A 24,759-nucleotide genomic window follows, 5' to 3' on the forward strand; every position below is an offset into this window, starting at 1 on the left:
GCTTCGTGGCGGACTGCGCGCCGTGGCTGGACGCGCTGGCGCTGTGGGGCCGCGCGTTCGAACGCACCCTGGACGCGCTGGGCGCCCGGCTCGACGGCAACAGCCAGCAGGCCGAGCAGTGGTTCGCCGAGGCGTCGTCGCTGGCCGGGCAGGCCGGGCGGATCCGCACGATCCCGGGCGAGACTCGCCCCGAGGGCCCGGTCCGCGTCGCCGACGGAGTGCTCGACACCTTCCTGGCGGCGGCGCCCGGACTCGGCGGAGCGGGAGCGCACGTCCCGTAGCGGTGGCGGGCTCAAGCGGGCAATGCGTCAGGGATGGTCGGGCTGTTCAGGCTGTTCGGGAGTTAAAGCCGTTTGGCATCGGCGGAAATACCGACCGGATATGGGGAACTGTCACCTTGTCGTGAACGACCTATGAGGTATGGAGCCCTCATTTCCCGCTCCGGCACCTCGCTCCTGACCTCGGGTCTTCTGAGGAAGTCGGTTTGAAACGCAGGGTAGTTCCGCCGTGAGGGGCGGGAATTCCGCGCGCCGTGGTGGCTATATCGTGGTCCGCCCGGGACGCTTCGTACGCCGAGGTGATCAGGCGTACGCGAATTCCCGGCGAATTCCCTACTCTGCCCACAGTGGAGCGGCAATGACTTCCCCCTCGGCCGGCCAGGCCCGGCCCTCACCCCACCCCGTCGGCGAGCGCCTGCGGCCCGCGTGGCCGGTCGCGGGGTTCGTCGCGCTGCTGGCCCTGCTGTTCACGCTGGCGTACGCGGTGGGTGGGCTCGTTGGTCCGGTGGCCCCCGGGATGCGGCCCGCGGGCGGTGGTGGGCAGGGGACCAGCGGGCCCGCCGATCCCGGTGATCCCACTGATCCCGCTGATCCCGCTGATCCCGCCGATTCCGGTGACATGGGTGGCATGCACGGCATGGGCGCTCCCGGCGCGGGCGCCGGGCAGAGCGGGAGCCGGTGATGGCGAGTCAGCCGTTGCCCACCGCCTCCCCCTCCCTTCCGGGGGAGCCGGTGTCCACCGTCCTGGTGGTGTCAGGCATGACGTGTGCCGCGTGTGTGGGCCGGGTCGAGAGGAAGCTGGGCCGCCTCGAAGGGGTGAGCGCCACGGTGAACCTCGCCACCGGCCGGGCCAAGGTCTCCCACCCCGCCTCGGTGTCCGTCGCCGACCTCGTGGGGGTGGTCGACGCCGCCGGATACCGGGCGCGCCCCGCCGAACCCCCGGCCAGTCCCGGCGGGATGCCGGACACCGCGCGGTCGGGCCCGAGCCGGGAGCCGGGCGACGTGCGGCAGGGGAGTGGCGAGGCGGATGAGCGTCAGGAGCGCGACCGGCTTCTGATCACCACGCTGCTGGCCGTCCCGGTGCTGGCGCTGTCGATGGTGCCCGCGTGGCAGTTCCGCAACTGGCAGTGGCTGTGCTTCGTGCTGGCCGCGCCGGTCGCCGTCTGGGGAGCGTGGCCCTTCCACCACCGGGCGCTGCGCGGGCTGCGTCACGGCACGGCGACGATGGACACCCTGGTCTCCCTCGGCGTCGCGGTTTCCTTCGTCTGGTCCTCGTACGCGCTGTTCCTCGGGGGCGCGGGTGTGCCGGGGATGACCATGCCGCTGTCGTTGCTGCCTTCCGCGAGTGGCGAAGTGGCCCATGTGTACCTGGAAGTGGTCGTCGGCGTCCCGTTGTTCGTCCTGGCGGGGCGGCGGCTGGAGGCCAGGGCCCGCCGGGGTACGGGGTCGGCGCTGCGTTCCCTGGCGGAACTCGCCGCGAAGGACGTGGTCGTGTGGCGCGGGGGCGTGGAGCGCCGCGTCCCGGTGGCTGACCTGGCGGTCGGCGATGTGTTCCTGGTCCGGCCGGGGGAACGGGTGGCCACCGACGGCACGGTCGTCGAGGGCGGCTCGGCCCTGGACCTCTCCCTGGTCACCGGGGAGAGCCACCCGGTCGAGGTCGGGCCAGGTTCGCCGGTGATCGGCGGCGCGGTGAACTCCGGCGGCCTGCTGGAGGTACGGGCGGACGCCGTGGGAGCCGACACCCAACTCGCCCGGATCACCCGGCTGGTGGAGGACGCGCAGACCGGCAAGGCGGCCGTTCAGCGGCTCGCCGACTCCGTCGCCGCCGTCTTCGTCCCCGCCGTGATGTCCGTCTCCGTGACGGTGCTCGGCTTCTGGCTCGGGGCCGGAGCCGACCCGCAGGCCGCGATCACCGCGGCGGTCGCCGTCCTGGTCGTCGCCTGCCCCTGCGCCCTGGGCCTGGCCACCCCGACCGCGCTGCTGGCCGCCACGGGACGTGGAGCGCGGCTGGGCATCCTGGTCAGCGGGGTTGAGGCGCTGGAACGGCTGAGAAACATCGACACCGTGGTCCTGGACAAGACCGGAACTCTCACCACCGGCCGGATGAGCGTCATCGCCGTCACCGTGCCCGCCGATGCCGATGCCGATAAACATGCCGGTGCCGATACCGATGCCGCGGCCGAGGTGCTGCGCCTGGCGGCCGTGGTCGAGCAAGGGTCCGATCATCCGCTGGCCCGCGCCATCGTCACCCATGCCCGTGGCCAGGGGGACGGACACCCGCTGCCCCGGCCGGTCCGTTTCGCCGCCGTCCCCGGCCTGGGGGTGAGCGGCCTGGTGGACGGCGAGGAGGTGGCCGTGACCCGGCCCGGAGAGCTGCGCGGGATCCCCGGTGATCTGCGGGAGGCGGTCCGCGCGGCCGAGACCGCGGGCCACACCGCGGTACTGGTCCGGGTGGGGGATGTCCGACGAGCGGTCATCTCCGTGGGTGACACCCTGCGCTCCGACGCCTACCGCGCGGTCGAGCACCTGCGCCGGCTGGGGCTGCGCACCGTACTCGCCTCCGGGGACCGGGAGGCGACCGTACGGGCCGTCGCCGGACAGCTGGGCATCACCGAGGTCCACGCGGGAGCTCTGCCCGAGGACAAGGCCGCGCTCGTGGCCACGCTCCAGGGCCGGGGCAGCCGGGTGGCGGTCGTCGGTGACGGAGTCAACGACGCCGCCGCGCTGGCCGCCGCCGACCTGGGCATCGCCATGGCCGGCGGGACCGACGCCGCCATCGGCGCCGCCGACGTCACGCTCGTCCGCGAGGACATCCAGGCCATCCCCGACGCCGTGCGCCTGGCCCGGCACACGCTGGCCACCATCCGCGCCAACCTCGTATGGGCCTTCGGCTACAACCTCGTCACCCTGCCGCTGGCCGCGGTCGGCCGGCTCAATCCGATGGTCGCGGCCGCGGCCATGTCGGCCAGCTCGCTGTTGGTCGTGGGCAACAGCCTGCGCCTGCGGACCTGGAACCCAGCCCGGCCGCACCGCCCTGGCCGCCGCTCCGGGCGGGCCCGTACCGCGACCCCATGGGAGAGGACACCGTGATGGGCCGATCCGCTGACGGCGTACGGGTCTCCGCGCCCGGCACGGACCGTACTCCCTGGTGGCGTACGCCTTGGTGGCCGCTGCGCGCGGCGGCGGTCCCGCTGCTGGCCTGCCTGCTGACCCTCGGCGCGCTCGTCGCGTGGACCACCACAGGCAGGGCGGGTACCCCCGCCGTGCTGAGTGTCCGCGACGGACGCGTCTTCGTACCGCAGAACCCCGAGGCCACGGCGGCCTTCTTCACCATCGTCAACAGCGGAGGCAGCGACGACCGGCTGATCGGCGTCACGGCACCGGCCGGAGGGCGCGCCATGCTGAGCCGGCGGGTCGTGACCGGCAAGGGCATGCACGGTATGCAAATGGTCTCCGCCGTCACCGTGCCGGCGGGCGGGACCCTCCGCATGACCGCGAACACCGTGGACGTGATGATCAAACCGCCGCCCCGGATCGCTCCGGGCGACCGGCTCACCTTCACGCTCCACTTCCGCGACAGTCCCCCGGTCACCACCCGGGCCCTGGCGGTACGCCCCGGCCGGTGACCGGGGCGTACCGCCACAGCGCCGGGGTTGTCCGGTGTGGCGAGTCTCCCGGTGAACTCTTCGAAGGCCGACGCGAAGCGGTCGTCGTCCACCTGGAGGGACACTTCGCGCAGACACTCGGTGAGAACAGCCCAGGTAACCTCTATCACTCTCAGCTCAGGGCCGTCTCGTCAGCCCAACGGGCGTCAGAGGGCAAGGAGTTGAGTGTGGGCACGCAGGACGCGCCGGATGCGCAGGACACGCCGGACGCGCAGGACACGGCCAAGCGGCTGCGGGCGATCAGCGACGAGCTGTCGGACCGTTTCTACGAGCGGGCCGACGTGGTGCGGACGCTGGTGGTGACGCTGCTGGCCGGGCAGCACTCGCTGGTGCTCGGCCCGCCCGGAACGGCGAAGTCCGAGATGGCCCGGGAACTCACGGGCAGGGTCGAGGGCGCGGCCTACTGGGAGATCCTTCTGTCGAAGTTCACCGCGCCGACGAGGATGTTCGGTCCGATCGACGTCGCCGCGCTGGCCCGGGGTGAGTACCGCCAGGTCTACGACGGCCGCGCCACGACCGCGCATGTCGCGTTCATCGACGAGATCTTCAAATGCTCCACGGCGGCGCTGAACGAGACGTTGGGCTACCTCAACGAGCGGATCTACCACCCCGAGAGCGGCGGCGAGCCGATCCGCTGCCCCCTGATCGGGGCCATCACGGCGAGCAACGAACTGCCCGGCGAAGAGGACGCGGCCGCGATCTACGACCGGCTGCTGGTGCGGATCGAGGTCGGGTACCTGGAAGATCCCTCGAACTTCGCCGCGCTGGTCCGCTCCGCGGTCAGCCGCCCGGCGGCACCGACACGGACCACGGTCGAGCTGGCCGCGTTGCAGCACGCCGTGACCGAAGCCGTCCCGGCCGTGGACGTCCCCGATGCGATCGTGGACGCGGTGTGTACGCTGCGGGCGGCCCTGCGCCACAAGGAACTCGTCGCTTCCGACCGCCGCTGGCGGCAGGCGGTGGGCCTGCTCCAGGCGTCCGCGTACCTCGACGGCCGCCCGGCGGTCGCCGAGACCGACCTGTCGGTGCTGACTCATGTGCTGTGGGACTCGCCCGCCGAACGCCCGACCGTCGAGCGCGAGGTGCTGCAACTCGTCAACCCCGACGCCGGGGAGGCGCTCGACCTGGCCGACGCCATCGAGGAACTGGAGGCTCAACTCGACGCCATGGCCGGACAGTCCCGCGAGGCGCTGAGCGAATGGGTCATCAAGAAGGCCCACAACAAGCTCGCCATGGCGGGGAAGCGGCTGGAGAAGCTGCGCGAGGAGGCGGCGAGCGCCGGACGCTCCACCGCCGCCATCGACCGAGTCACCGGCCGCCAGCGCGCCGTCCGCGCCCGCGTCCTCACTGAGGCCCTCGGCATGGACGCGAGCATGGTGCAGGCCCAGCTCTGAACACCGGCGGGACAGGACCATGGACAGGACACCGAGCACGCGGGGCGAGTCGGCGAGTCGGGCCGGGAAGTGGCCGGGCCTGGCCGCCACCGATTCCGAGTGGCACACCGCGGCCGTGGTCGCGGACCGGTTCGACCAGATCACATGGCGCGACACCTACGAGCAGTCGGCCGGCCTGCGCGAACTGGCCGAGGAGCTGAACGAGCGATACGACAGCGCCACCACCGACCTCCTGACCGACGTGTTCCTGGCCGCCTACAAGGTCGGCCCGCGGTTGCGCGAGCGCGCGGCGATGGACCTCTCCCGGCTGGTCAACCACCAGGTCATCACCGCGCTCATGGAGTCACCGGAGTTCGCCGAGCTGCGCCGGGAGACGGCCGGCGACCCCTACGCCGCCGCCATGGCCGTGCTCGCCCAGGCCGCCGCGCTGCGCGGAATGCTGGAGCGCTCCCGGCAGGCCCAGGAACAGGCCGAGCGGGCGAAGACGTCCCAGCAGGACGCCGAAGACGCGTCGACCGCGGTGAGCGAGGCGCTTCAGCAGGCCGCCGACGAGGCGGGCTCGTCCGGCGGGGCGGACCGGCCCGACGGGGCGTCCCGGCCCGATGGGGCCGGTACCGTGCCCGCCCCGGCCGTCGACGCCGTACAACAGGCGATCGAGGCCGCCCAGGCCGCTGCGTCCGCTGCGCGGCGGGCCGCCCAGGACGTCGCGCAGGCTCTCGCGGCGGTGGCCCCCGGTATGCGTGCCGCCGCGCGGAAGGCGGTGGCGAAGGCCGCCGAGGCCGTACGGGAGGAGGCCGCGCTGATGCGGGCCTGGGGCGTTGGCCCCGGCGAGCTGGAACGGATGCCGTTCGACCAGCGCGCCCGGCTCGCCGAGCGGCTGCGCACCGGCCGTCTCGCACAGTGGGCCGAGCTGATCGGTCGCTTCCGGCAGATGGCCGGCGGTGAGCGCGCCCGCAAGGTGGAGAACGCCCCCGGGGAGTTCGTCGGTGTCACGCTCGGCAATGACCTCTCCCGCGTCATCCCCTCCGAGCTGGCCAACCTCGGCCTGCCCGAACTGCGCGCGGTGTTCGCCGTGCGCTATGCCGCCGGGGAGCTGATGCTCTACGACAGCCAGGGGGAGCAGACCACCGGCCAGGGTGCCATCATCGCGTGCGTGGACACCTCGCACTCCATGTACGAGACAGGGCCCGGCGGAGTCACCCGGGAGGCGTGGGCCAAGGCGTGCGCCCTGGCGCTGCTGGATCAGGCCCGCCACGCGGGGCGTGACTTCGTCGGCATCCTGTTCTCCGCCGCGGACAAGATCCAGGTCTTCCGCTTTCCGGCGGGCCGGCCCGCCGGCATCGACCGGATCCTCGACTTCGCGGAGACCTTCCTCGGCGGCGGCACCAGCTACCAGTCGCCGCTGACAGCGGCCGGCGCACTGCTGGAGGAGGAGTTCAACGACGCCGCCCGCACGCGCGGCGACATCGTGATGATCACCGACGACGAATGCGGCGTCACGGAGGAATGGATGCGCGGCTGGAACGACGCCAAGCACCGGTTGGGCTTCCGGGTCTTCGGCGTGGCCATCGGCGCCCCGCGCACCGCCGAAGCCGGCTCGGTCCTGGAGGCCCTGTGCGACAACCTCCGCTCCATCGAGGACCTCACCGATGTCCACGCCGCCGCCGACCTCTTCCGCGTGATCTGAGGACACCGCGTATCTGAGGACACCGCGTGGAGTCCGGGTCGCGGCGGGCGGCCGGTCGAGAAATCCAACCGACAGACGAGTCGGCGGGGCGCTGTGATGGCTCCGACTGCCCGCCGCTGTATGGAGCGGGCCCACCGCAGGAGTTGCTCTTGGCAATCGGGAGAACCGCGGACCCGCGCCCCGCGATCGATGCCGCACTGGCCAGACGCCTGGTCGATGCGCAGTTCCCGCAGTGGGCCGAGCTGCCTCTCGAACTACTCGATCCGGCCGGTTCGGACCATGTGATCTACCGGCTGGGGGAGGACCTGTCCGTCCGGCTGCCCCGCCATGCGGGAGCCATCAGACAGGCCATGAAGGAGTTCGAGTGGCTTCCCAGGCTGGCCCCGCACCTGCCCTTGGCCATGCCGGTACCGGTGGGGGTGGGTGAGCCCGACTTCGACTATCCATGGCCATGGGCGGTGTCCCGCTGGCTGGACGGCGAGGTGGCGACTGCCGAGGCCCTGGCCGACTCGTCCCGGGCTGCCGTCCAACTGGCGGAATTCCTCATCGCCCTTCAGGAATTCGTGCCCGAGGACTTCCCGCTCGAGAACGCCCGCGAGGACCTCACCGGTCGGCCGCTGGCCGACCGGGATCGCGCGACGCGGGCCGCTATCGGGGAGGTCGACGGTACGTTCGAGGCCGCGGCCATGACCGCGCTGTGGGACGCGGCGCTGAACGCCCCCGGCTGGGATCGCCCTCCGGTCTGGTTCCACGGCGACTTCCACACCGGCAACCTGCTGACCGTCGACGGCGGCCTCAGCGCGGTCATCGACTTCGGCGGGCTCGGCATCGGCGACCCGGCCTGTGACCTGACCATCGCCTTCACTCTGATGTCTGCCGGGAGCCGGGCCGCCTTCCGTGCCGCGCTCGGCGTCGACGACGCCACCTGGACCCGGGGCCGCGGCTGGGCCCTTGCCACCGGCCTGAACGCCTACACCTCCTACGCCGCCGTCAACCCACGCGTCGCCGCGCAGACCACCCGCCAGATCACCGAGGCTCTGATCGGCTGATCAATCGATTTCCCTTCGCTCCGCGGCGAGTCGGCCGTCCCACCGGGACCACTTTCAATCGACACTTCCCTGCGCGTGAAATCAGGGTCTCCGTTACGCAGGGTGCAGCGGTACGGCTCGTTGTCACGCTTCCCCGCCCCTACGACGCAGCCCGCGAGCAATACGAAACCCTCGTCCCCGAGGTCGATCTCCAGCGCTTCTTCCAGATGGCGTCCTGGCAGGCAACGCTCGAGTTCGCGGAGATCAACGCCCCGCACGGGTTCAACGGCGGCTACGACTCCACCCTCGAAGAGAACTACCTGGCACTGGCCGCAGGCGCGCTGCGGCGCGGCTACAACGTCATCGCGTTCGACGGCCCCGGCCAGGGCAGCACCGTCCGCGACCAGGGCCTGCACTTCCGGCCGGACTGGGAGGCCGTGGTCACCCCCGCCGTCGACTTCGCGCTCACCGTGCCCGAGGTGGACGCCGGGCGACTCGTGCTTGTCGGCACGAGCCTCGGCGGCTGCCTCGCCGCGAGGGCGGCCGCCTTCGAGCACCGCATCGCCGCGTGCGTGCTGCACGACGGCGTCTACGACTTCCACGAAGTCATCGCCGCAACCGCCGGCCGAGCCGCTTCGATGCCCGGCGGTATGGAGGCGCTGATGGCGCAGAACACCAAGGTGCGATGGCTGGTGCGCAACGGCCGGTGGACCTTGGGTGTGTCCGACATCGACGAGCTGGTCCAGGCAACCGAGGCGTACACCATGGCGGGTATCGCCGACCACATCACCTGCCCGACACTCGTACTCGAAGCCGAGAACGACCAGTTCTTCCAGGGGCAGCCGCGGCGTCTGTTCGACGAGCTGACCTGCCAGAAGGAACTGATCTCCTTCCGTGAGGACGAAGGCGCGGGCGAGCACTGCCACGAGGGCGCGCTCTCCCTGTTCCACCAGCGCACCTTCGACTGGCTCGACACCGAGCTCGTCGGCTGAATTCTCCCTGGAGTGTCGCCGCACGCGATGGGTTCGGCCCCGGTGTCGACCTCGTCGACAAAGATGAACGTCGCAGGGCCGCGCACGACGACCGTCTCGCGGGCGCGAAGCGGCTCGGGCGGACGGTGCTCCGGCACGATCCAGCCCCGCAGACCCGGTTCGTCTCGTCATCCACTCGGAGACCGTGAGTCGCTACGTGTATTGACCTCCGCGCGGACTTGTTCAGGTGCGCTGCCCGTACTCTTCTCACCACAGAACAGCACCAACAGGAGGCGACAGGATGTCGGCCAACACCACCGCCACCGCGCATGTGCGCATCGCCCGCCCGTCACATGATCTACAAACGGCGGAGAGGTTCTGGGTCTCCGGCCTCGGCCTCGACGTCCTGTACCGGCATGTGTCGGATGGCACCCCTGGTGACCATTCGCTCCTGATGGCCGGCTGGCCGCAGGCCGCCTGGCACCTTGAACTCACCCGCGACCCCCACGCCCCGGTGGCCCCGCGGCCGACGCCCGAGGACCTTTTGGTGATCTACCTCGGCGAACCGGTGCCGGACTCCCTGGTCGAGAGGCTCGAACAACACGGCGGCAAGCGAGTACCGGCGCACAACCCCTACTGGGACACCTGGGGCGTGACCATTCAGGACCCGGATGGCTACTTGCTGGTGCTGTCCACCCGCTCCTGGTCCAACTCGTGACGGCCTGAGCGGGCTGAGCGGCCTGAGCGGGTGAAGCTTGGGCGGGGCGGGTCAGCGTTTGATGCGGCCGCGGACGGCGAGGGCGCCGAGGGCGATGAGGGTGGGTTCGAGGAGGCGGGAGACCATCTCGATGTAGGTGCCTGCGGAGGTGAGGTTCTGTCCGGAGGAGCGGAAGATCACCGAGTTCACGGCAGCACGGGTGGCTTTCTCCGCGCGGGCCCAGGTCATGCGCTGTGACCATGTGCCGTGCAGCGCCGCGGGGTCGGGGGTACTGGTGCTGAGGCTGATCCGGTTGCCGTGGAGGGTTCCGGTGGTGGCGGGGTCGGGGTCATGGGTGGGCAGGCCGACGCCCATGAGGAGCAGTACGGTCAGCGACATCGCGGCGAGCAACCAGGTGAAGGCGCGGGAGGCGCGCAGACCGTAGCCGGACAGCAGCCAGTAACCCCACAGAACGCGGCGTTCGCCCTTCGGGGTGGCGGTGTGGTCGTGGCGGCGCATCTCGCATTCGCCGTAGTAGAAGTCGGCGGCACCGGGCTCGTTCTTGCCGTCTTCGAGGGCTTTGCGGAGTTGCCGGTAAAGGGCGGCGACGTCCTGGGGCTTGGGGGTGGAGCCGCGGGCGTGGTCCGGGCGCGGACGCCACTGGCGGGGGTCGTCTCCGGCGGTGATCGCTGGGCGGCAGTGGTGTTCCTCGGCCAGCGTGCGTCGGCGTGTCCACCGCGTCGGGCGGATTCCGCGGCGGTGCCAGCCGGTGGGCGTGGGCGCGAAGACGGTGTGGCCCTCCAGATGGATCTGGTCGAGGTGGAAGGCCCCGAAGAACAGGCAGTCGGTCAGGTCGGTGTCGATCAGTACCAGATGGGCGGCATCCACCCCCTGTACCGAGGTCACCCGCACCTCGTCGCAGCTGTGTGGCAGCAAGCTCTTTTCCACGACGTCATCCCCGGCGGCGAAACAGGTGGGGTGCGCGGTGACCGCCACCGGCGCCGACAACACCGCATCCTCGAAGTCTGCCGTGGCGTAGCGCAGGCGCACCGTCGCCGTCGACTCCCACCGCGTCCGCTTGCAGAGCACCTTACGCGCCGCGATCTCCAGCGTCACCGGGTCCTCGAACACGGCCCTGGACAGGTCCACCACTCCCGCGCACACGAATGGCCCTAACTCCGGAGCCACCACGAACCGCGCCCTGCCGAACCCGGCGCCGCTGAAGAACTGCGCCCCGCCGAATTCGGTGTCGCCGTAGAACTGTGCCTCGTCGAAACCGGCGTGACCGGAGAACCGCGCCCTGCGGAACCGGGCACGGCCGGAGAACTGCGCCTCGCCGAATACGGCGCCGCCGGAGAACTGCGCCCCGTCGAATCCGGCGTGGCCGGAGAACCGCGCTGAGCCGAATCGGATGTGGCCGGAGAACTGCGCTCCGTCGAATCCGGCGTTGCCGGGGAACCGCGCCTCATCGAATTCGGCGTTGTCGTGGAACTCGGCCCTGCCGAATTCGGCGTAGCCGGTGAACTGCACCATGCGGAAACCGGCGTAGTCGGAGAACTTCGCCCTGTGAAACTGGGCGTTGCCGGAGAACTGCGCACCATGGAATACGGCGTAGCCGGTGAACTGCGCCTCGTTGAATTCCGCGTTGCCGGAGAACTGTGCCTTATCGAATTCGGCATTGCCGGTGAACCGCGCCTCGCTGAACTTGGCAGTGCCCATCTGAGGTTTTCTTGTGATGGGGTCGCTGAGCGCCCTCAGAAGCTGTCGAAGCAGGTCTTCGGTGAAAGGGGTGCCGCGGTGGTCGATGTCGGCGCCGGGGGCGAGCCCCACCAGGTAGGCGTCGCGGTCCGTATAGGACAGGTGGGCAAGGCACGCGGTGTGGCCGGGCACGCGGCTGCCGCGACAGCCGACGGGATCGGCCGCAGCGTCTGCGCCGTGTGCGCAGTACGGCCAAGACGGCGCTATGTGGTCCGGGGGTGTGCTCATGGCGTGGCGGCTCCGCTGTCATGTGCTGGTTCCGGGTCTCGTGCAGGCAGGACGGGCGGTGGGGTCGGTGAGTTCTTCCCGCGGTGGAAGGGTTGTACCCCGGGTAAGGGCGCTCATCGGTGTCGCGACGGTGGTGGCTCTTCGAGACGGCGGGTCCGGCACACGTCCATGGGGCAAACGTGTGTGGGCCATGCCGGCGGTGACCCCGTGAGCCCGATGTCGGTTGCGGCATTGCAGGGCAGGGGAGGGGGAACGGTGGAGCTGCCCCTCGCCGCCGGAGCCGGGGTGGGCCGCTCAGTGGGCGTCACGCACGGCGTCCTGGCGGGGCGCCAGGTAGCCGTGCGCGCGTCGATAGGAGCGAAGTGCGGCCGCCCGTTCACGCCGACCGGCGAGCGCCCGGCGGAGCATGCCGCCCGCCATGGGTACGGCAGGCTCTGGCCTGTCGGCAGAGCGGGAGCGGCGGTCTCCCCTGTGCGTGAGGTTTGTGCTGGACTGTCCCGACATAATCCCTACACGACAATGGGGTGAATGCGATGCCTCTCGAGGGCGAGTACGAGCCGAGTCCGGCGGAGTGGGTGCGCGAACAGGTCGAGCTGTATGAGAGTTCGGGTGGCACACAGGGCACAACGCTCTGGGACACCGGCCTGCCGGTCGTCATCGTCACGATGCGCGGCGCGAAGACCGGCAGGATCCGCAAGATTCCGCTGATGCGCGTGGAGCACGAGGGGCGGTACGCGGCGGTGGCCTCGAAGGGCGGCTTCCCGCACCACCCGGTCTGGTACTTCAACCTCAAGGCCGACCCGCAGGTGGATCTCCAGGACGGCCCCAAATGCCAGGGCTTGACCGCCCGTGAGCTCACCGGGGACGAGAAGGCCCTGTGGTGGCAGCGCGCGGTCGCCGCGTATCCGCCGTACGCCGAGTACCAGGAGAAGACCAGCCGCGTGATCCCAGTCTTCGTACTCGAACCCGAGCACCTGGCCGGGCCGGCGGAGACCCCGGCGCCGACGAGGAACTGAGCTTCGGACCCCACTCGCTCGGCGCCGGGCTGGGCAGGCTCACCTGACCTTGTTCCCGGAATGCGAACGGAACAAGGTCAGGTGAGACAGAGGCGAGGTCTCGTGTGACGGGACAACACCCCTGCCTCCGCCGTCAACCCCCGAAGGACTTCCGGACCGGACCACTTGGGCCGAGTGTGTGGATCATCTATCGGCCCCCGCACCGTTCTGCCGCCATTCTCGCGAACGAGTCGATGTCACACGCGTCAAAGGCCTCCGTGATGGACACCGGCGCACCGCACTCCTGCTTGACCAGACTCACGATCTGCATGATGGACAGAGAGGTCGCTGCCAGATCGAAGAAGTCCTTGCGCACGTCGAGGGTGTCGACGCGCAGGACTCGACGCACGATGTCGAGCACGCACTCATAGGGGCTGTCCTGCATCGAGGCCCTTCCTCCCGCTGTGGACTGCTAAGAAAGCGGCCGCAGTGCCCGTACCACATGGGAAACGATCTCCTCCATGGCGTCCTGTACGAAGAAGTGGCCTCCCGTGACACCTCTGGTCTCGAAAGACCCGGTCGTGTGGGAACGCCACCCTGACAATGCCTCGGCGCCGACGATCGGGTCGTCGTGGCCGACGAACGCCGTGACCGGGCTCTCGAGTTGTGGCCCGGGCTGATATTCGTATGTCTCGTACCACGTGAAGTCCGCCCGCAGCACCGGGAGCAGCAATTCCACCAGCTCCTCGTTCTCGGCGATCTCCGGCGGAGTACCGCCCCGGGCCCGGAGCTGCTGTACGAGCTCCGCATCGTCGAGGGTGTGGAGCTTGGTGGCAGAGCGCGGCACATCTGGGGGAGGCTCCGCGCTGAGGAACAAGCGGGTCGGCGCGGGCTGTCCTCGCTCTCGCAACGCCCGGGCGAGCTCGAAGGCGAGCAGAGCCCCGCCACTGTGGCCGAACAGTGCGAACGGCGTGTCGGCCGTGTGCGGTGCGATCGCGTCGGCGAGTTCGTCGACCAGCGTTTCCAAGCAGGTCTGCGGAGGCTCCACGAAGCGGTCCTCGCGTCCCGGCAGTTGCACCGCCCACAGCTCGACGTCCAGTGGCAGCACATCCGCCCAGGGCAGGAACGCCGAGGCGGCGGCGCCCGGAAAGGGAAGACAGAACAGGCGATGGTGCGCGTGGGGCCGACGAACTCTGCCCAGGCAGGGTGTGTCGAATGCGAACGTAGCCACCGGCCCAGCTAATCACACGGCCTCGGCCTCTCGTAATGCCACGCATCCCGCGTCCTGTAGTCGGCGGCCTACGATGTGGGAATGGACCAGCGGCCACTGTCGTTCAGCCAGGAAGCACTGTGGTTCCTCTGCCGGCTCCAACCGGACAGCCCCTTCTACAACATGTCGCGCGGCTACCGGCTGTGCGGGGCGCTGCGGCGACAGGCGCTGGAGAACGCGTTCGCCGATGTGGTGCGCCGGCACGCCATCCTGCGTACGAGGATCGTCGAGCGCGACGACCGCCCCGAGTTGATCGTCGATCCGCCGCAGTCCCGCTGGACCTTCGAAGCGGCCGACGTGAGCGGGCTGCCGAGGTCACAGCGGCAGGCAGAAGTGTCACGACTCAACCTCGAGCTCGCTCGGCGCCCGTTCGACCTCGCCCATGACCTCCCCGTCCGCGCCCGGCTCACACGTCTGGACGAGACCGAGCACCTGTTACATGTGGTGTTCCATCACATCGTGGCCGACCGGTGGTCCCTGGACCGCGTCTTCGCCCCCGAACTCGCCGAACGGTACGCCGGCCATCTCGCGGGTGACGCCGCGCCGATGCCCGAACTCACCACCCAGTACTGGGACTTCGCCCGCCGACAACGTGAGGAACTGACCGAGGAGAAGCGTCGGAGCCGACTCCACTACTGGTGGGATTCGCTGATCGGCGCCCCGGCGGTGCTGGAGGTGCCCGGCGACCGGCCCCGCCCTCCGACGCGGGGGTTCCGAGGCGAGACGTACGCCTTCTCACTCCCGGATTCCCTGGTGAAGGGAGCCCATGAACTGTCGCGGCAGGGCCGCACGACGATGTTCATGACGATGCTGACGGCGTTCGCCGGGGCCGTGGCGCAGTCCAGCGGCACCGACGACCTGATCATCGGCGTACCGGTGATGAGCCGGGGACGGTTCGACCACCCTGAGCTGATCGGCATGTTCGTCAACACGCTGCCGCTCCGCATCGACTTCCGTGGCGGCCCGCCCGCCCTGACCGCGCTCAAGCGGGTGCGGTCTGCGGTGCTCGGGGCGCTCGGAAACGGTGAGCTTCCGTTTGAGCAGATCGTCGCGGGGCTGGACATCGACCGTGATCTCTCCCGCAATCCGCTCATCCAGGTCGTGTTCCAGTTCGAGGACGTACCGCCGGGGGCGCGGTTCACCGAGCCGGGGGTGTTCGCGAAACCGGTCGGCGTTTCGTCGCGGTCGATCCGTTTCGACCTCGAACTGCATATGTGGCAGCGGGATGATGGCGGTGTCTCGGGCAAGGCCGCCTACGCCACGGATCTCTACGACCGGGACACGATCGCGGCGCTGGTGAGCCGGATCGAGAGGGTTCTCGGCGCGATGGTCGCGTCCCCCGATCAGCCCCTGTCAGGCGTGGCGGCACCATCGGGCGGGGCGGCCACTTCCGTACCGCGCGTACGCCGCCTCGATGATCGGCCGGATACGGCCGTGTCCGCGCCGGACTCCGTCGCGCGGCCGCTGACCCCAGCGGAGCGTCTGGTGCTGGACGTCTGGCAGGAGGTGCTCGACGTCACCGGCATCCGCCCCGGCGACAACTTTTTCCATGTCGGCGGCAGTTCGCTGCGTGCCACCCGGGTCGCCGCCCGGCTGCGCCGGCGGCTCGACCTGGAGGTGCCGCTGCGCCTGCTGTTCCAGCACCGCACCGCCGAGAAGCTGGCGGCGGCGCTGCCGGCCGCGCCGAAAGCGGCGGGCGGCGAACGCACCGGCATCTCCCGGCCCGCCATGCCACCGCTCTCCTTCGGCCAGGAACGGCTGTGGTTCCTGGATCAGTTGGTGCCGGGTACCACGGCCTATGTCATGGGCACCGGGTTCCGGCTCGTCGGCGACCTCGATCCGGTGGTGCTCCGGCGCGCGCTCGACGAACTCGTCCGTCGCCACGAGGTCCTGCGGACGTCCTTCCCGCTGGACACGTCCGGGCGCCCCTGGCAGTCGGTCGCGTCGGCCACGTCGGCCACACCAATCGCTCTTCCGGTGGTGGGGGCGGCCCAGGCCGCCGACGAAGACATCACTGACGAGGACATCACCGATACGGTGGTCCGTCTGGCCCGGGAGCGTGTCGAAGAAGGCTTCCCGCTGGCGTCCGGCCCGCTGCTGCGGGCCACGCTCTTCCGTTTCACCCTGCGGCTGCACGCGCTCGTCCTGCACATACATCACTCGGTGTGCGACGCGGTCTCCCTCAACCTGATCGCCCGCGAGATCGCCGCCCTGTACACCGCCTTTGTCCAAGGGGTATCGCCGGATCTGCCCGAACCGCCACTTCAGTACGCCGACTACGCCACCTGGCAGCGGCAGCGGGCTCAGGGTGCCGACGCCGAGCGGGAGATCGCCCACTGGCGGCGTCTGCTGGCCGGACTGACACCGCTCGACCTGCCCACGGACCGACCGCGCCCGCCAGTGCAGAGCCTGACCGGCGGAAGGTACTCCTTCAACCTGCCCCAGGACCTGACCCGGGCGATGGCGCGGTCCGGCGAGGACGAGGACGGCACACCGTACCTCGTCATGCTCGCGGCCTGGGCCGCGCTGCTCGCCCGCTACTGCGACCAGGACGATGTGTGCGTCGCCACGCCCGTCGACAACCGGACCCGGTCGGAGCTGGAACAGCTGGTCGGATTCTTCGCCGATACCGTCGTCATGCGGATCGACCTCGGCGGCGATCCGTCCTTCCGTGAGCTGCTGCACCGTGTGCGCGACACGTTCCTGGAGGCGCATGAGCACCGGAACGTGCCCTTTGAACGGCTGGTGGCCGAACTCCCCGTGGAGCAGGACGCCAGTCGTAACCCACTGGCCCAGGTGGCCCTGGTCCTCCATGACGACCGTGTGCCCGCCATCGGCCTGGGGCCGGTGCGCGCCGAGCCGTTCGGCCTGTCCAACGCGGCCACACGGTTCGACCTGGAACTGCATATGCGTATCGAGGCGGACCGGACCCGCTGCCTGCTCACCTACGCGGCCGACCTGTTCGACGAGAAGACCGTCGCCCGTATGGCCCGGCACCTGGTGAATCTGCTCGGTGCGGCCGTCGCCGACCCGGAGCGGCCGGTGTCCCGGCTGGAGCTTCTGGAACCCGAGGAGCGGCACGAACTGCTTGTGACGTTCAACGACACCGATATCGACCTCGGCGGGTTCGCCGCGCTCCACGAACTGGTGGAGGAGCAGGTACGCCGCTCCCCGGACGCGCCGGCCGTCGTCTTCGGCGACCGTACGCTCAGTTACTCCGCACTCGACGCCGGCGCCGATCACCTCGCCGCGCAGCTGCGGGACCTGGGCGCCGGTGCCGAGCGCATCGTGGCCGTCTGCCTGGAGCGGTCCTTCGACCTCGTCACGGCGCTCCTGGCGACGCTGAAGTCCGGGGCCGCCTTCATGCCGCTGAGTCCGGACGACCCGCCGGGACGCCTCGCCGCGCTCCTCGGCGACGCGTCCCCCGCCGTCCTGGTCACCTCCGAGTCGCTGCGTCGTCGACTGCCCGTGGAACTGCCCGTGGACCTGCCGGTGGTGGTCGTCGACGCGGTCCGGGCCGAGGAGCCGCGGCCACCGGCGCCACCGGCGCCTCGGGCGCCGGTCGAGCCGCGCCGGATGGCGTATGTGCTGTACACCTCCGGGTCCACCGGAAAGCCGAACGGGGCCGTCAACACCCACGAGGGCATCGTCAACCGGCTGCGCTGGATGCAGGCCCAGTTCCCGCTCGACGCGGGGGACGCCGTTCTGCAGAAGACGCCGGTCACCTTCGACGTCTGTGTCTGGGAGTTCTTCTGGCCGCTGATCTCCGGGGCCCGGCTGGTGCTGGCCGAGCCCGGCGGACATCGCGATCCGGACTACCTCGCCCGGGTCATCCGGGAGCAGCGGATCACCACGGTGCACTTCGTACCGTCGATGCTCCACCTGTTTCTGGCCCGGCCCGGGGTCGAGGAGGCCACCGTGTCCCTGCGCCGGGTGCTGTGCAGCGGGGAGGCGCTGGACCCCGGGTTGCAGGAGCGGTGTCGGCGCAGGATCGCCGCCGACCTGTACAACCTGTACGGCCCGGCGGAGGCCGCGGTCGATGTGGCCTTCTGGTGGTGCCGGCGCGGCCCCCGTCCGGACACCGTGCCCATCGGCCGCCCGATCGCCAACACCCAGCTCTATGTGGTCGACAGGCATCTGCAGCCGGTGCCGGCGGGGGTACCGGGCGAGCTGTGCATCGGCGGTGTCGGCGTAGGCCGTGGCTATCTCGGGCGCGACCCCCTGACCGAACTCCGTTTTCCGCCCGACCCGTTCCGCCCCGGCCCCGGCCGACGGCTGTTCCGGACGGGTGACCGGGCGCGCCACCGCCCCGACGGGGCACTGGAGTTCCTGGGCCGCCGCGACGACCAGGTCAAGCTGCGCGGAGTCCGGATGGAACTCGGCGAGATCGAGGCGGCGCTCACCGCCCACCCGGCGGTGGAGGCCGCGGCCGTGGCGCTGTGTGCGGACACCCCCGGCGGCCCGCGGCTGGTGGCCTACGCCGTCCCCGAGCCGCGGCGGGCGGGCGTGCCGCGGCGCCTGGCGAGCATGGACCGCACCGGCCGTGCCGTGAGGCAGCACAGGACCGTGCTGCCGGACGGTACGCCGGTGTTCCACCGGCATGGCGGAGAGACCGCCTTCATGTACGGCGAGATCTTCACGGCCCGTACGTATGCCCCGCCCGGTGTCCGGCTGCCGGACCGTGCGGTGGTCTTCGACGTCGGCGCCAACATCGGTCTGTTCAGCCTCTTCGCGCACCGTGACTGCCGCGATCCGCTGGTGTACGCCTTTGAACCCGTGCCCGAGGTGTGCGACATCCTGCGCCTCAACGCCGAGCTCCACGGCATCGACGCGCGGGTGTTCGACACGGCGCTCGGTGACCGGCCGGGGACCGCGGAGTTCACCTTCTACCCCGGTGTCTCCATGCTCTCCGGCCGATACGCCGACTCCCGGCTCGACCGGCAGCGGGTGCGTACGATCGCGTCGAAGGATCTCGGGCCGGCTGTGTCGGGACGGGATGTGCAGGACATTCTCGACGCGCGGCTCGACGTGACGCGGATGACCCGCCCCGTCATCACCTTGTCGAGCGTCATCGAGGAGCAGGGGATCGCCCGGATCGATCTGCTCAAGATCGATGTCGAGCGTGGCGAACTGGATGTGCTGGCCGGCATCGCCGACGGGCACTGGCCACTGATCCGGCGGATCGTGATCGAGGTGGACGATGCCGACGGTCGGCTGGCCGGCGTGCTCGAACTGCTGCGGTCGCACGGCTACACGGTGGCCGTGGACGACAACACCGGCCAGGCGGCTGCCGACGGGCTGCGCGTGGTCCATGCCTCGCACGCCTCGCGTGAGGCCACTGGACCGCGTGAGCCCGCCGGACCGCGTGGGACCGCCGGGTGTGACGGGCCGAGCACCGACTCGGGCCGGGAGTGCGAGGCCGGCCGGCTGCTCGGGGAAGAGTACGGAGGCCCCGAGGAGAGGTACCCCAGCCCCGACCGGCTCGCAGATGACCTCCTCGCGTTTCTGCGCCACCGACTGCCGCTGCCCATGGTGCCCTCGTCCGTGGTGTTCCTCGACGAGCTGCCACTGTCACCCAACGGCAAGACCGACCGTCGGCGCCTGCCCGCGCCGGGCGACCGGCCGGAACAGCGTGGCGCGGTGTCTCCGCGCGACGACACCGAGCGCGTCCTGACGGAGTTGGCGGAGCGGCTGCTCGGCGTGTCGTCGTTGGGCGTGACGGACGACTTCTTCGCGCTGGGCGGCCACTCGATCCTCGCCGCACAGCTGATGGCCCGCGTCGAGACCGCGTTCGGCCGCCGTCCCTCCCTGGCCGCTTTCCTGCGGGAGCCGACGGTCGAGCAGCTCGCCGGATCGCTGCGCGCGGACCGGTCCCCGGATCCGGCCCCCGACGGTGTCGTACGGCTCCGCGCGGGTACCGGCGACCAGCCGCCGCTGTTCCTCTTCGCACCGCTGGGCGGCGGAGTCCTGCGCTACCGGGACCTGGTCCGGCACCTTCCGCCGGGGCCTGCCGTGTACGGGCTGCGGGCCCCCGGCCTGGACGAAGGCACCAGCCCCGAGGACGAGCTGGCGCGCCTGGCCGCCCGTCAGGCGGCGGTCGTCCGACGCGTGTGGCCGAGCGGACCGTATCGGCTGGCCGGCTGGTCGTTCGGTGGTGTTGTCGCGTTCGGGGTCGCGTGCGAGCTCGTTCGGGAAGGACTGCGCGTCGAGCCGCCGGTGCTGATCGACAGCTATCCGGTGGTCGAAGCGGCCACGGCCGGGCACAGGGCGGCCGAGTTCGTCGCCACGTTCGTCCGAGAGCGAGGACTGTCGGCTCCGCCGACACCGCAGCGGTCCGCCGGCACCCAGGACAACGACCCGCTCGGATGGATCGTCAGCCGGCTGCGGGAGATCGGCGTGCCGCTGCAGGAGATCGACGACGAGGAGATCGCCCGGTACTGGCGCGTCTTCGACGCGGCGGCACGGGCCGCCGAGCGGCACCGGCCCACCCGTTTCCCCGGACCGCTCCTGCTGCTTCGGCCGCGGCGCCCGGGACGGCCGCAGGCCGGTCCGGCGGGTGGCTGGGGTGCTCTGGCCGACGGCGGGGTGGAGGTGCGCCGGGTACCGGGCGACCACTTCACGGTCCTGGGCGCCGACGCGGCCGCGGAACTCAGCAGGATTCTGACCGGCTGACCGGCTCACGGGCTGACCGGGGCGTTGCCGGTAGCCGGGGTCGGGGCCGGGGCCGTGGCACCGATGCTCCGGCGTCAGCCCTCCTGCCCCCGCAGGGCGGTGGCGAGAGCCCGTACCGTCGGATGTCGGTACAGCGCGCGCAGCGGCAGCCTGCGCTCCAGCCGCCGGGCGACCTCGTGCTGCAGCCGTGCGGCGAACAACGAGTTTCCGCCGACTTCGAAGAAGCTCTCCTCCCGGCCGATGAACCCACGCCCCAGCACGTCGCAGACGACACGGGCGATATCGGTCTCAAGACCCGCCTTCGGCGGCTGGGTCCGTGAGGGATCACGGCTGCCGATCGCCAGGCGCGCCAGGGCGGTGCCGTCGATCTCTCCGGCCGGGGTGTGCGGCAGGGCCGGTACGGAGGCGACATGGACGGGCACACCGCCACCGGCGACACCTGTCGCGGCCTTCAGCACGTCTTCGGCCCGCGCCCCGCCTGTGTATCCGAGGAGAACGGCCCGCCGGGTCGCCGTGTCGGCCAGCAGCGGGCCGATGTCCGGGTTGTGCGCGTCCAGGCCGATCAGCAGGTGACGTTCGGCGCCGGCGCAGGCCAGGAGCAGCGAGCCGAGGCCCTGTGCCGGTGTGATCGGGCGGAATCCGCGGGCCGCCGCGGCTGCCGTCATCGGCCCGTCGGCGTTCATGCCGACACCGCTCCACTGGCTCCAGGCGAGCGACCGCACATCACGGCCCCTGGTGGCGGCCCAGTAGGTGGCGAAGGCGTCCTGGAAACTGCTGGCCGCGGCGTAGGCGCCGAAGCCCGTGCCGCCGAAGTAGCCGTTCACCGAGGAGAAGAGCAGGAGACAGGTGTCCGGCCGGTCGTCCAGCAGATGTGCCGCCGCGAGCGTGCCCGCCGTCTTGGGCGCGAGGGTCTGCTCGTACTCCTCGGACGGTGCGCGTGCCACCACATGCGCGGTGATGTCGTCCCATTGGTGGCGCAGGGACCGCCCGGCCAGGTGGAGTACTCCCGCCAGCGGCTGCCGCCATGCCCGCTCGGCCCTGGCCACCGCGTCGCCGAGCGCGTCGGCGTCGGTCACGTCGGCGCGCTCGTAGCGGATCTCGCCCTTGCTCTCCGGCGGCAGCGGGGAGGGAACGGGCGCCTCGGCGGCGTCCTGGCGGCCGAGCAGCAGGACTTTGGCGCCGTACGCGGTCGCCAGGTGGTGTGCGATCTCCTGGCCGATGCCGCCGAGGCCGCCGGTGATGGCGTACATGGCGCCTTCGCGGAACGCGTCGGCGGGGCGGGAGAGGGCCGGCACGGCGATCGGCTGGAGCCGGGCGGCCAGGCGCGGCCCGGCGGCGTAGCGCGTCAGCGTCTCCCCGGAGGAGGTGAGTTCGGCGCGGATGCCCGTGATCAGGGCCGCGCGTCCGGTGTCGTCGGCCACGTCGATCAGACGGGTCACCCCCTCTCCACGCTCGGTCGCCACGCTCCTCACCAGCCCGGTGAGCGCTCCGTTGGCGAGCGCTCCCGGGGCCGCCGGCGCGGGCGAAGCCCCCTCCGGAGCGATGGGGAGCCGGGTTGCCACCAGGAGCGGGGCGGTCGGCCACGGGCTGTCGGCCAGCGCTCGGACCAGCCTCGCGACGGACAGCGCCCCACGGCGCAGGCCCTCGGGGACGTCCTCCGGGACGTCACCGGTGAGCGACCAGGCGTGGACGATCCCGTCGACTTCCGGGTGTTCGCGCGCGACGGCCGCCAGCAGCGCCCGGTAGCCGGCTTCGTCCTCGGGGGCCAGCCGATAGCCGTCCGTCTCCTCGCGCAGGCCGTGGGGCCCGTCCGCCGGGCGGACGACGATCACCGGGCCGGGTGTCCGCGCCGCCGTGGCCCCGGCCAGGAGGCCGTCCTCGTGGTCGTCGGCAAACACCACGAGGGGGTTGGCGGACTTCGCCGGGGGCGCGGCAGCGCGCAGCGGGGCCTCTTCCCACACCGGGGCGAAGAACCAGGGCGGCACGGTGTGCGGGCCCTCCTCGACGACTTCCAGTCGGCGAAGGCGCTCGTCGAAGGAGCCGTCGGTGTAGGACGCCAGGAGCTGTCCGCGCTGGATCTTGCCCGACACGGTGCGCGGGAACTCCTCGGCGGCCAGCGGCACGACACGGTACGGAGCGAGGCCGGTCCGCGCGGCGACGCCGGTCGTGATGGCGCGGACGAGGTCCGCTTGATGTGAGAGGCCGTCGTCGTCGGACCGTTCGGGTCGCCCGGTGGTGTCGGGTACATCGGCTACGTCGGGTACGAAGAAGACCAGCAGGCGGTCGGTGCCGATGTCGGGGGAGAAGAGTCCGCAGGCCGCCGCCGAGGACGGTGCGACGCCCGGGATCGAGGTCACGACGTCCTCGATCTCGTGGCAGAAGTAGTTCGCCCCGTTGACGATGATGAGGTCGCGTTCCCGCCCGGCGATGACGAGACCGCCGTCCCATACGAAGGCCAGGTCTCCGGTCCGGAACCAGCCGTCGGCGGTGTACGCCTCGGCGTTTGCCTCCTCGTTGCCGAAGTAGCCGGTCATCATGGTCTCGCCGGTCACCTCCAGGCGGCCCACACGGCCGTGTGGCACCACCGCCCCGTGCGCGTCGACGATGCGCAGCAGGGCCCCGGGCACCGGCTCGCCGACCGAGGTGAAGGTGACGGTCCGGGGGGAGCCCGGCCGCGCGGGCCGCAGATCCCCGCCCAGGGAATCCTGGTCGACCACGACCACGCCGAGGGTCCGGTCGTCGCGCGACAGCGGGGCGTGGGTGACCGCGGAGGCCGTTTCCGACATGCCCCAGACGACCATCATGGCGTCGGGCCGCAGGCCGTGGCGGGCGAGGAGGGTGAGAAAGGTGTGCGCGGTGCCGCTGACCACCGGCTCGCCGCCGTTGTAGACGACCCGCAGCGAGCTGAGGTCCCACCGGCCTTCGGCGATTTCGTCGGCGTACCCGTTGACCAGGGCAAAGGCGAAGTTGGGGGCCGAGATGTTGGTGACGCGGTAGCGGTCGATCCAGTCGAGCCAGTTCAGGGGGCGGGCGGCGAACATGTCGGGGGTGACGTTCACCTGGGCGCAGCCCAGAAACACATCCCGGGTGTGTGCCATCACCGAGCCCATCACATGATCCATCGCGATCCAGTTGAGGGTGACGTCGTCCTCGGTGAGCCGGTTCACCACGGCGTCTCCCCAGGTGCGGGCCACGATGCTGTGGTGGTTGTGCCGTACGCACTTGGGCAGTCCGGTGCTGCCCGACGTGAGCAGGTTGAGCGCGGGAGTGTCGGGCCTCGCCGCGAACCAGTCCCGGTCCCTGCGGTCGGCCATGATGTCGGCGATGGCGGCCACCCGGACACCTGTGCGCCACTGGCCTGACAGGGCGTCCGCCCACTCCGCGGCGCCGAGGTCGGTGAGGATCAGCGGATGGCCGAGCAGCGACCAGGTGTTGCGGAGCTTGCCCGAGCCCCGTTCCCCGTCCGGGACCACGGCCATCGGGGCGGGCAGGAAACCACCGAGGACGCAGGCCCAGAAGGCGGTCACGAAGGAGTGGTTGGCGTCGAACTGGAAAAGGACCGAGTCGCCCGGGCGCAGACCGAGCGCGCGTAACCCGGCCAGGGCGCGCTCGGCGTCGGCGAGGAGCCTGGGGTAGGTCACGTGGACACTGGTGCCTTGCCGGGTCAGGAAGGTGATCCCGCGCTCCGGTGCCTCCTCCGCGGCCCTGGCCAGGGCCGCCTGCAAGGTACGAGGGTGGTCGACGGGCAGGCCGAGTGAGCCTGAGCCGAGGACGGAGGGTTCCCGGGCACCGCCCTCGGCCGGTGTTCCGTCCTCTGCCGGTTTTTCGACGTCGGCCAGTGTTTCTTCGTCGGGCGCCGCGGTGGCGTCTTCGGCGGTGTCCGCGCCCGGCCCCTCCGCCGTGTCCGTCGGCTCTCGCCCGGATAGTGCGGGCAGCACATCGGCGAGGTGCCGGCCACGCATGGGCAGCGGGACCCGCCAGTCCAGCGCGACCGCGTCGGACACCTGCGGGAGCGCCTGAACGGCCGACCTGATCATGCCGAGCACCTCGGCCGGAACATCGGACATCTGCGCATGAGGCTCGTTCAACGATTCTCCTCCTGTCTTCGAGGCGCGG

The 24,759-nt window shown here is 71.1% G+C and carries 14 protein-coding genes and 1 pseudogene; 10 read left to right on the forward strand and 5 right to left on the reverse strand.

The window, feature by feature from the left end; translation table 11 throughout:
* Positions 1–281: pseudogene (locus ACWDSL_RS14545) on the forward strand (beta-N-acetylglucosaminidase); the annotation flags it as partial.
* Positions 282–669: 388 nt separating this feature from the next.
* On the opposite strand, the gene ACWDSL_RS14550 reads toward ACWDSL_RS14545, so the two are convergent.
* Entirely contained in the window at positions 670–912 is a 243-nt protein-coding gene (locus tag ACWDSL_RS14550; RefSeq protein WP_450485217.1) for a hypothetical protein, read from the reverse strand.
* Between the two features lie 47 nt (positions 913–959).
* Between ACWDSL_RS14550 and ACWDSL_RS14555 the strand changes: the two genes are divergently transcribed.
* The 7 genes from ACWDSL_RS14555 to ACWDSL_RS14585 all read left to right on the forward strand — a co-directional run bounded on the left by ACWDSL_RS14555 (position 960) and on the right by ACWDSL_RS14585 (position 9,741).
* Positions 960–3,368 (forward strand): heavy metal translocating P-type ATPase, encoded by a 2,409-nt coding sequence (locus tag ACWDSL_RS14555; RefSeq protein WP_450485219.1) that lies wholly within the window; start codon positions 960–962, stop codon positions 3,366–3,368.
* The gene (locus ACWDSL_RS14560; RefSeq protein WP_450485221.1) at positions 3,368–3,904 is read left to right on the forward strand and encodes a copper chaperone PCu(A)C; all 537 of its coding nucleotides are present in this window, start codon (positions 3,368–3,370) and stop codon (positions 3,902–3,904) included. Before ACWDSL_RS14555 ends, ACWDSL_RS14560 begins: the two co-directional genes overlap by 1 nt.
* A gap of 206 nt (positions 3,905–4,110) precedes the next feature.
* Positions 4,111–5,337, forward strand: coding sequence for an AAA family ATPase (locus ACWDSL_RS14565; protein WP_450485222.1), 1,227 nt, complete (start codon positions 4,111–4,113; stop codon positions 5,335–5,337).
* Positions 5,338–5,356: 19 nt separating this feature from the next.
* On the forward strand, positions 5,357–7,024 hold the full coding sequence (locus tag ACWDSL_RS14570; protein WP_450485224.1) for a VWA domain-containing protein: 1,668 nt from the start codon (positions 5,357–5,359) through the stop codon (positions 7,022–7,024).
* A gap of 149 nt (positions 7,025–7,173) precedes the next feature.
* Positions 7,174–8,073, forward strand: coding sequence for an aminoglycoside phosphotransferase family protein (locus ACWDSL_RS14575; protein ID WP_450485226.1), 900 nt, complete (start codon positions 7,174–7,176; stop codon positions 8,071–8,073).
* 206 nt (positions 8,074–8,279) lie between these two features.
* Positions 8,280–9,044 (forward strand): alpha/beta hydrolase family protein, encoded by a 765-nt coding sequence (locus ACWDSL_RS14580; RefSeq protein WP_450485228.1) that lies wholly within the window; start codon positions 8,280–8,282, stop codon positions 9,042–9,044.
* Between the two features lie 280 nt (positions 9,045–9,324).
* Positions 9,325–9,741, forward strand: coding sequence for a VOC family protein (locus ACWDSL_RS14585; protein WP_450485230.1), 417 nt, complete (start codon positions 9,325–9,327; stop codon positions 9,739–9,741).
* Positions 9,742–9,792: 51 nt separating this feature from the next.
* Here the strand turns inward: ACWDSL_RS14585 and ACWDSL_RS14590 are convergent, their stop codons facing one another.
* On the reverse strand, positions 9,793–11,706 hold the full coding sequence (locus ACWDSL_RS14590) for a pentapeptide repeat-containing protein (protein ID WP_450485232.1): 1,914 nt from the start codon (positions 11,704–11,706) through the stop codon (positions 9,793–9,795).
* A 533-nt stretch (positions 11,707–12,239) separates the two neighbouring features.
* Here ACWDSL_RS14590 and ACWDSL_RS14595 point away from each other — a divergent pair.
* On the forward strand, positions 12,240–12,722 hold the full coding sequence (locus tag ACWDSL_RS14595; protein WP_450485233.1) for a nitroreductase family deazaflavin-dependent oxidoreductase: 483 nt from the start codon (positions 12,240–12,242) through the stop codon (positions 12,720–12,722).
* A 187-nt stretch (positions 12,723–12,909) separates the two neighbouring features.
* On the opposite strand, the gene ACWDSL_RS14600 is transcribed toward ACWDSL_RS14595, so the two are convergent.
* A complete protein-coding gene (locus tag ACWDSL_RS14600; RefSeq protein WP_450485235.1) occupies positions 12,910–13,146 on the reverse strand; it encodes an acyl carrier protein in 237 nt (78 codons plus the stop codon).
* A 27-nt stretch (positions 13,147–13,173) separates the two neighbouring features.
* On the reverse strand, positions 13,174–13,932 hold the full coding sequence (locus ACWDSL_RS14605; protein WP_450485237.1) for a thioesterase II family protein: 759 nt from the start codon (positions 13,930–13,932) through the stop codon (positions 13,174–13,176).
* An 81-nt stretch (positions 13,933–14,013) separates the two neighbouring features.
* Between ACWDSL_RS14605 and ACWDSL_RS14610 the strand changes: the two genes are divergently transcribed.
* Positions 14,014–20,643, forward strand: coding sequence for an amino acid adenylation domain-containing protein (locus ACWDSL_RS14610; RefSeq protein ID WP_450485239.1), 6,630 nt, complete (start codon positions 14,014–14,016; stop codon positions 20,641–20,643).
* A 74-nt stretch (positions 20,644–20,717) separates the two neighbouring features.
* On the opposite strand, the gene ACWDSL_RS14615 is transcribed toward ACWDSL_RS14610, so the two are convergent.
* Positions 20,718–24,731: an SDR family NAD(P)-dependent oxidoreductase gene (locus ACWDSL_RS14615; RefSeq protein ID WP_450485241.1), complete on the reverse strand. Its 4,014-nt coding sequence runs from the start codon at positions 24,729–24,731 to the stop codon at positions 20,718–20,720.
* Between the last annotated feature and the right edge of the window lie 28 nt (positions 24,732–24,759).

The organism is Streptomyces sp. NPDC000941, from assembly GCF_053599555.1.